At 70.5% G+C, this 6,384-nt stretch carries 7 protein-coding genes; 5 read left to right on the top strand and 2 right to left on the bottom strand.

The genetic code is table 11. From position 1 onward, the window contains the following. The first annotated feature begins 541 nt into the window (after positions 1 to 541). From FV222_RS14695 to rnhA, 4 genes are all read left to right on the top strand, one after another. Positions 542 to 1,372: a cytochrome c oxidase assembly factor Coa1 family protein gene (locus FV222_RS14695; RefSeq protein ID WP_147814836.1), complete on the top strand. Its 831-nt coding sequence runs from the start codon at positions 542 to 544 to the stop codon at positions 1,370 to 1,372. Between the two features lie 285 nt (positions 1,373 to 1,657). Continuing rightward, positions 1,658 to 2,665, top strand: coding sequence for a 4-hydroxy-3-methylbut-2-enyl diphosphate reductase (gene ispH / locus FV222_RS14690; protein WP_147814834.1), 1,008 nt, complete (start codon positions 1,658 to 1,660; stop codon positions 2,663 to 2,665). A 113-nt stretch (positions 2,666 to 2,778) separates the two neighbouring features. Continuing rightward, on the top strand, positions 2,779 to 3,744 hold the full coding sequence (locus FV222_RS14685) for a homoserine kinase (RefSeq protein ID WP_147814832.1): 966 nt from the start codon (positions 2,779 to 2,781) through the stop codon (positions 3,742 to 3,744). Further along, positions 3,741 to 4,211: a ribonuclease HI gene (gene rnhA / locus FV222_RS14680; protein WP_147751275.1), complete on the top strand. Its 471-nt coding sequence runs from the start codon at positions 3,741 to 3,743 to the stop codon at positions 4,209 to 4,211. The genes FV222_RS14685 and rnhA overlap by 4 nt, the downstream gene beginning before the upstream one ends. Positions 4,212 to 4,226: 15 nt before the next feature. Here the strand turns inward: rnhA and FV222_RS14675 are convergent, their stop codons facing one another. Then, positions 4,227 to 4,868 carry a DedA family protein gene (locus tag FV222_RS14675; RefSeq protein ID WP_147814830.1) on the bottom strand — a complete coding sequence of 214 codons (642 nt, stop codon included), beginning with the start codon at positions 4,866 to 4,868 and terminating at the stop codon, positions 4,227 to 4,229. 97 nt (positions 4,869 to 4,965) lie between these two features. Further along, entirely contained in the window at positions 4,966 to 5,448 is a 483-nt protein-coding gene (locus FV222_RS14670) for a peroxiredoxin (RefSeq protein ID WP_147751277.1), read from the bottom strand. A 276-nt stretch (positions 5,449 to 5,724) separates the two neighbouring features. Between FV222_RS14670 and FV222_RS14665 the strand changes: the two genes are divergently transcribed. Next, positions 5,725 to 6,342, top strand: coding sequence for a YqgE/AlgH family protein (locus tag FV222_RS14665; protein WP_147814828.1), 618 nt, complete (start codon positions 5,725 to 5,727; stop codon positions 6,340 to 6,342). Positions 6,343 to 6,384 lie beyond the last annotated feature (42 nt).

Genomic DNA, 6,384 nt, shown 5'->3' with positions numbered 1-6,384 from the left:
GGCGAACGTCGGCGGCCTCGCGGCCGCGGCCGACGAGACCGGCGCGGCGGCCTCCCAGGTGCTGATCTCGGCCACCGAGCTGTCGCGCCAGTCCGAGCACCTCGACGCCGAGATGGGCCGCATGCTCGCCTCGCTGCGGGCCGCCTGAGACGAGGGCATAGGGAGCCCGAACGGCGCCGGGCGCGTCTCGAATTCCGGGATTCGGGACGCGCGGATACGAAAGCGGGGCGGAGGGCCAAGTCCTCCCCCGGGCGGGAACCGCGATCGGCTGCTATCAGGACGGTGCGGCCGGAGCTCGCACCCGGGTCGTCGGGGCGCGCGGGCCGGACACGTTCGATCGAGCTCCCGGACTTGGACCATGTCGACCGCGACCCTGCCCCCCGCTGCCCCCGCGCCCGGTTCCGCCGCGCCTTTGCCCGGATCGGCCCCGGGACTCGGCTTGCCGCGGGAGATCCCGCCGGAACTTGACCGCTGGAACTGGGGCGCCTTCCTGCTCAACTGAATCTGGGGCCTGGGCAACAACACCTTCCTGGCGCTCCTGGTGTTCGCGCCGTTCGTCGGCTTCGTGATGCCGTTCGTGCTCGGCGCGAAAGGCAGCGCCTGGGCGTGGCGGAACGGGCGCTGGACCAGCGTCGAGCATTTCCAGCGGGTCCAGCGGACATGGGCGATCTGGGGCGTCGTGGCGATGGTCGGCTCGCTCGCCCTGTTCGGCCTCCTGATCCTGGGCGTCGTCCTCGGCGTCAGCACCCTGCTGAACGAGTCCGAGCCCTACAAGCTCGCGGTAGTGCGGCTGCAGGCCAGCCCGCAGGCGATCGAGCGCCTGGGCGCCCCGATCACCGCCGGCAGCGCGGGCGGCTCGATCAAGACCGACGACGGCAAGGGCGACGGCAGCGCCGACCTGACTTTCACCGCCACCGGGCCGAAGGGAGACGGCAAGGTGTTCGTGAAGGCCGTGCGCGACGCCGACATGTGGCGGCTCACGGGCCTGCGCCTGACGCCCGCCGGCCAGGAGCAGGCCCTCGACCTTGCCCGCCCCGAGGCGAACGTGGTCGACCTGCGCTTGAAAACCTCGAACGCCGGCGAGGCCAAGACCACCTTCAAGGCGGGCGAGGAGGCGGTGCTGCCCCAGTTCACCCCGTCCGGCGTGCCGGCCGGCACCACCTTGATCGCGGACTGGACCAAGCTGAAGGCGGCGGGCGGCGAGGCGGACGACACGTTCTACCAGAGCAAGGTCGTCCTCGACGACGTCGCGAAGAACCTGATCAGCTTCACCGTCACCTTCAAGGACGGCTGGCGGGCCGGCCGATACCGGGTCACCGTTTCCGGCGACGGCATCCCGCCGAAGTCGGCGACCTTCACCGTCGCCCCCTGACGGATCGCGGGGCGCACCGGTGGCGCCTTCTCTCAGGGGCTGCCAGCTTCACGCATCGTGCAGACGAGGACACCACCTCTTCCCTCCCCCACTGCCGGGGAAGGGAAGAGGTGACGTCGGCGGCTCCTGCTAGCGCTCACCTCCGCCCGAAAAACCCGCGCAGACGAACTGTCGCCCGCGGGGGTCACCCGCGCCGGCAAACGTGCTATACGGCTCGACCACGCGGTGGGTTTGCCGCGGCCGCCCGGTTGACAGGGCGGGTCTCCCCTCGCCACATCCCGGATCATGAGCGCCATCACGAATCTCAACACCGCCTCGGACGGGGCCACCGCAACGGTCAAGCCGCCGCTGGAGATCCTGCTCGCGGCGCCCCGCGGCTTCTGCGCCGGCGTGGTGCGGGCGATCGACGTGGTCGAGCGCGCGCTCGCGATCTACGGGCCGCCGGTCTACGTCCGCCACGAGATCGTGCACAACAAGTACGTGGTCGAGAGCCTGAAGCGCAAAGGCGCGGTGTTCGTGCGCGAGCTCGACGAGGTCCCCGACGGCGAGGCGCCGGTGATCTTTTCCGCGCACGGCGTCGCGAAGACCGTGCCGGCCAACGCCGACAACCGCGGCCTGATCACCATCGACGCCACCTGCCCGCTGGTGACCAAGGTCCACCGCGAGGCCGAGATCCACCACAAGCGCGGCCGCCACGTGCTCCTCGTCGGCCATTCCGGCCACCCGGAGGTCGTCGGCACCATGGGCCAGCTGCCCAAGGGCTCGATCACCCTGGTCGAGGACCTGGAGCAGATCGCGGCGCTGACCCCCGAGAATCCCAACAATCTCGCTTGGGTGACGCAGACCACGCTTTCGGTGGACGACACCCTCCACATCGTCGCGGCCTTGAAGCAAAAATTCCCGACCATCACCGGGCCGCACAAGGACGACATCTGCTACGCCACCACCAACCGTCAGGAGGCGGTGAAGCAGATCGCACCGCTGGTCGACGCGCTGATCGTCGTCGGCTCCTCGAACTCCTCGAACTCGCAGCGCCTGCGCGAGGTCGCCGAGCGCGTCGGCTGCCCGATCACCCGCCTCGTTCTCCGCGCCGAGGAGATCGACTGGCCGGCCTTCGAGGGCATCACCAAGCTCGGCCTCACGGCCGGCGCCTCGGCCCCCGAGGTGCTGGTGGAGGAGATCATCGACGCCTTCGCCGCCCGCTACACGGTGACGGTCGACACGGTGCAGACGGTGGTCGAGGACATGGTCTTCCCGCTGCCGCGCGAGCTTCGCAGCGAAGCCGCCGAGTAGGTTTTTGCGACTTTGGGTGGCGGGTGCGATCACCCGCCCGTCCCGCCGGCTTGGGCCGGCGGGACACATCGTCGTGTGCCGATTGACCTGAAGATCGTCAGAAAAGAAGCGCCGTGGCCGTCTACACCGAGGTATCCGACGCGGCTTTGACCGACTTCCTCGCCGACTACGAGATCGGCGGGCTGCTCTCCTACAAGGGCATCGCGGAAGGCGTCGAGAACACCAACTTCTTCCTGCACACCACCGGCGGCGCCTACATCCTCACCCTGTACGAGAAGCGGGTGCGGGCCGGCGACCTGCCGTTCTTCATCAACCTGATGGAGCACCTGGCGACCCGCGGGCTCGCCTGCCCGCAGCCGGTCCGCAACCGCGACGGCACGGCGCTCGGCACCCTCTGCGACCGTCCGGCGGCGATCGTCAGCTTCCTCGATGGGGTCTCGGTCAAGGCGCCGACCGCGCATCACTGCGCCGAGCTCGGCCAGGCGCTGGCGCGGCTCCACGCCGCCGGCGCCGACTTCGGGATGCGCCGCGACAACAGCCTTTCGGTCGGAGCCTGGCGCCCGCTCTTCGACCAGGCGGCGAGCCAGGCCGACGTGATCTCGGCCGGCCTCGCCGCGCGCACCCGCGACGACCTCGCCTGGCTCGAGGCCGCGTGGCCCGCGAACCTGCCCGGCGGCGTGATCCATGCGGACCTGTTCACCGACAACGTGTTCTTCATCGGCGACGGGCTGTCGGGGCTGATCGACTTCTACTTCGCCTGCACGGATGCCTTCGCCTACGACCTCGCGATCTGCCTCAACGCCTGGTGCTTCTCTCCAGACGGCACCTACCACCGCGACATGGGCGCTGCGCTGATCGCCGGCTACGAGGCGGTGCGCCCGCTGGAGCCGGCGGAGGTCGAGGCCCTGCCGATCCTGTGCCGCGGTGCGGCGCTCCGCTTCATGCTGACCCGGCTGGTCGACTGGCTGAACGTGCCGCCGGGCGCCCTGGTCCAGCCGAAGGACCCGCGCGAGTACGATCGCCGCCTGACCTTCCATCGGCAGGCCCGGGATGCCGCCGCATACGGGTGGACGCGATGAGCGAGGCGGCGACCGACGAGGCCCCCACCCGAGTGAAGATCTACACGGACGGGGCCTGCTCCGGGAATCCCGGCCCCGGCGGCTGGGGCGCGATCTTGATCTACGGCGACACGCGCCGCGAGATCTCGGGAGGCGAGGCGCACACCACCAACAACCGCATGGAGCTGCTCGCCGCGATCGAGGCGCTGGAAGCGCTCAAGCGGCCCTGCCGCGTCGACGTGTTCACCGACTCGCAGTACCTGCGCCAGGGCGTCACCACCTGGATCCACGGCTGGAAGGCGCGCGGCTGGCGAACCGCCGACAAGAAGCCCGTGAAGAACGAGGACCTGTGGCGCCGCATCGACGAGGCCCGCACCCGGCACGCGGTCGAGTGGCACTGGGTCAAGGGTCACGCCAGCGACCCGCTGAACAACCGCGTCGACGCCCTCGCGGTGGCCGCGATGGCGCCGTTCAAGACTCGGCGCTGAACGGCTCGCCGCCGCTCAGGCGAGGGGGCCGGGGATCGCGCGCTCGGCTTCGGCCAGCAGCCGCGTCTCGTGGCGGCGCACGAACAGCCACAGGGCCAGGCCGCCGAAGATCACCACGGCCAGCAGCGCCAGCCCGACGGGGCCGGCGATGGTCTCGATCGAGCGGCCGCAATAGTACGAGCCGAGGCCCATGGCGGTCGCCCAGGTGAGGCCGCCGAGCCCGTTGAACAGCATGAAGCGGCGGGCGTCGAGTCGGTTCACCCCGGCGAGCAGCGCCGCGTAGGCCCGCAGCATCGCGGTGAAGCGGCCGAAGAAGACGATCTTCCCGCCATGCTCGCGGAACAGGTACTGCCCGAGCTTGAGTCGGCCGTGGTCGAGGGCGATCAGGCGGCCGTAGCGCAGCAGCAGCGGCATGCCCCAGCGCCGGCCGACCCAGTAGCCGAGGTTGTCGCCGATGATCGCGGCGGCCGCGGCGGCGGCGATGATCAGCGCGATGTTGAGGTTGCCGGTGGTGCCGGCGTAGACCGCCGAAGAGATCAGCACCGTCTCGCCCGGCATCGGCACGCCGGCGCTCTCAAGGGTGATGATGACGAAGATCGCGACGTAGCCGTAGGAGGCGATCAGGTCGGCGATCAGCAGTTCGTGCAGGAAGGACATGCGGCCCCTGAGGTTGGACGGGCCGCAACTCGCAACGGGAAGGTGGCCATTCGAGGGCGCGGGTCCGCCGCGCCCCCGTCAGACCGAACCCTTGGGTTCAGATCACCTTGAGCAGCGCTTCAGCGCTCGAGGTGTCGGCCTTCGAGGGCGATTCCTCGACGTTGAGCACGCGCACCACGCCGTCTTCGACCAGCATCGCGTAGCGCTTGGAGCGGAGGCCGAGGCCGAAGCCGCTGCCGTCCATCTCGAGACCGAGGCCCTTGGCGAAGTCGCCGTTGCCGTCGGCCAGGAACTCGAGCCCTTCCGCGCCGCTGGCCTTCGACCACGCTTCGAGCACGAACACGTCGTTGACCGAGGTGACGGCGATGGCGTCGACGCCGCGGGCGAGGAGCGCATCCTTGTTGGCGACGAAGCCAGGCAGGTGGTTGCGGTGGCAGCTCGGGGTGAAGGCGCCCGGCACGCCGACCAGCACGACGCGGCGGCCCTTGAACACGTCGTCGGTGGTCTTGGCCAGGGGACCCTCGGGGCCGGTGATGCGGAAGGTGGCCTGGGGCAGGTGGTCGCCGACCTGAATCGTCATGGCTGAACGTTCCTTACTAAAGTGCGGTCCGCCGAAGGGGACGCCGGTTCGGCGAAGGACGCACGTCACGAGAAGAGCTTGGTGCCGTTCCCCGTCGCGATGCGACCCGGAACGGCGCCGGCGCGTCGCGGGACGGCACCGCTTCGGATGGCCGGTGACCTAGCGCGGCCCGCCGGGGCTGTCGAGCGAGACGCGGCCGTCGGCGCGCCCGCGAGGCCTGGGCTGCACGGCGTTTTGTCCGCTGGACATCGGGGGGGCTGAGCGTAGCATGCGGGGATGCCCAGGCCTTCGACACCGACGCCCGCTTCCAGCGATCCCGCCTACCTCGACGGCCAGTTCCTCGTGGCGATGCCGGGGATGACGGATGCGCGCTTCGCCCGCTCCGTCATCTACGTCTGCGCGCACTCGGCCGACGGCGCCATGGGCATCATCGTCAACAAGCCGGTGACCGACCTGTCGATGCCCGACCTGCTGGTGCAGCTCGACGTGGCGGGCGAGGCCGACGCGATCCGCCTGCGCGAGCGGGTCGGCCACATGCCGGTGCTGATGGGCGGCCCGGTCGAGGGCAAGCGCGGCTTCGTGCTCCACACCGACGACTTCCACATCGACCAGTCGACGCTGATCATCGACGACGGCATCTGCCTCACCGCCACCGTCGAGATCCTGCGCGCGATCGCGGCCGGCGACGGGCCGGCCAGCGCCGTGCTGGCGCTGGGCTATGCCGGCTGGCAGGCGGGCCAGCTCGAGAGCGAGATCATGGCCAACGGCTGGCTCAACTGCCCGGCCGACCCGGACCTGATCTTCCACGCGGATCTGGCCGGCAAGTACGACCGGGCGCTGCGCGGCAACGGCATCGACCCGGCCATGCTCTCGGTGAGCGCCGGGCGGGCCTGAGGGCGCGCCCGGCGCTCACCGAGAGCATGGCCGGGTCGATGC

Origin of the sequence: Methylobacterium sp. WL103, from assembly GCF_008039885.1 — a bacterium.
Classification (GTDB): Bacteria; Pseudomonadota; Alphaproteobacteria; order Rhizobiales; family Beijerinckiaceae; genus Methylobacterium; species Methylobacterium cerastii.
The sequence above is the reverse complement of the archived record's forward strand: the minus strand, read 5'-3'. Positions and strand labels throughout refer to the sequence as shown.

Coding starts and splice junctions, on each gene's coding strand:
- FV222_RS14675 (WP_147814830.1), bottom strand. CDS start 4,868: ATGTCCTTCCTGCACGAACTGCTGATCGCCGACCTGATCGCCTCCTAC.
- rnhA (WP_147751275.1), top strand. CDS start 3,741: ATGAGCGAGGCGGCGACCGACGAGGCCCCCACCCGAGTGAAGATCTAC.
- FV222_RS14665 (WP_147814828.1), top strand. CDS start 5,725: ATGCCCAGGCCTTCGACACCGACGCCCGCTTCCAGCGATCCCGCCTAC.
- FV222_RS14670 (WP_147751277.1), bottom strand. CDS start 5,448: ATGACGATTCAGGTCGGCGACCACCTGCCCCAGGCCACCTTCCGCATC.
- ispH (WP_147814834.1), top strand. CDS start 1,658: ATGAGCGCCATCACGAATCTCAACACCGCCTCGGACGGGGCCACCGCA.